This is a genomic window from Mesorhizobium sp. WSM4845 (genome assembly GCF_055811455.1).
In genome coordinates, this window is the sequence record NZ_JBVVQA010000078.1 from 1 (window position 1) to 1,329 (window position 1,329).

Genomic DNA, 1,329 nt, shown 5'->3' on the forward strand with positions numbered 1-1,329 from the left:
CGGTGTCCAGTTGAAAGATGGGTAACACTTTGAACCGGATACATGGGTTACAGTTTTCCCCCTGTCGTGTCCGCCGCAGCGCCACGCGGTTTGATTGGCGCGGCGCTGCGGCGGACAAGCTTCATGCGCCCGGTGTCGAGGATGCCGAGCGGGTGGGCATGGAAGCTGAGCGCCCATTGACCATCCTCGGTTTCGATGGCGGCGACCGCTTCGCCGGCCAGCGCCTTGGAAACGTAGACGAAACCACCGTTCCACCTGATCTCGCCATTGTGGCGCACGCTGCGCACCGCCGCCTCGGCCGGATAGTCGGGCTCGGGCGGTGTCGCAGGCATGGCGCGCGACGAGGAGCGGTAATGCTGCGCCGGGGTGTCCATGGCCAGCGCCTCATGCGGACGCTCCTCATTGTAGCTGCGCCGGAAGGCTTCGAAAGCCTGGCCCTGGGCGGTTCTGTCGGCCTCCGGTGCCTTGGCCAGCGGCAGCATGGTCAGGTGGAAGCGCTCGTGGCATCCGTTCTGCTGCGGCTTGCCGGGTGCGATCCGCTCCAGCGTGATGCCGAGCTTGATAAAGCGCACCGACAGCGGCGTCAGCCCGGTGACGCCGGCCGACGCGAAAGGCGAGCCATTGTCGCTTCTGAACCGATCCGGCAAGCCATGTTCATCAAACAGCCGCTCGAACACCGGCCAGGCCTCGTCGTCCGCCGTCGAGCCCGTCGCTTCGAGCGCCAAAAGGAAGCGGCACGACGCATCCATCACCGTCAACGGTTCGCAGCGCCACCCGTCAAGGGTGCGGAACCAGCCCTTGTGGTCGCCCGTCCACACCGCGTTCGGCTCCTCGGCTGGCGGCCATGGTCCGTTGCCCGCCGCCTTCCAGCGGGCGCGCCGCCGACCGACAAGCCCTTGCCGCTCAAGGATCGCGCCAGCCGTCGAGGCCGACGGCCAGGCCAACTCGGGAGCGGTGCGCTTGAGCCGCGCCATGATCTTCTTCGGCCCCCACAGCGGGTGTGCCTCCTTCGCCGCAACGATCCGCTCCACCAGATCCACCGCCGTCGCCCGGCCATGATTGAGCGGCGCCCGCGGCCGGTCATGCAGACCTTCCGGGCCGAACTCCCGGTACCGTCCCAGCCATTTGTAGCCGATCTTGCGCGATATGCCGAAGTCAGCACAAAGCTGCGTCATCGTCTCATCGCCCGCCAGGCACTCCACAACAAACCGAAGCCGCTCATCCATGATGCCAGTCTCTCGCCAAACCATCGCCGGTCCTCCCGGCGAAGGAGAAAACTGTCACCCATGCAATCAGTCCATTCTGTTACCTATCTATCCGGTTCGGACA

Annotated in this window: 1 protein-coding gene; it reads right to left on the minus strand. The window is 65.8% G+C overall.

Features of this window, described 5'->3' with window-relative positions; translation table 11 throughout:
- Nucleotides 1-47: 47 nt before the first annotated feature.
- On the minus strand, nucleotides 48-1,250 hold the full coding sequence (locus AC0L2C_RS34065; RefSeq protein WP_473525516.1) for an integrase core domain-containing protein: 1,203 nt from the start codon (nucleotides 1,248-1,250) through the stop codon (nucleotides 48-50).
- Nucleotides 1,251-1,329: the final 79 nt, after the last annotated feature.

Bases quoted from the DNA above. Each gene is read 5' to 3' on its own strand.
- AC0L2C_RS34065 (WP_473525516.1), bottom strand. From the start codon at position 1,250: ATGGTTTGGCGAGAGACTGGCATCATGGATGAGCGGCTTCGGTTTGTT.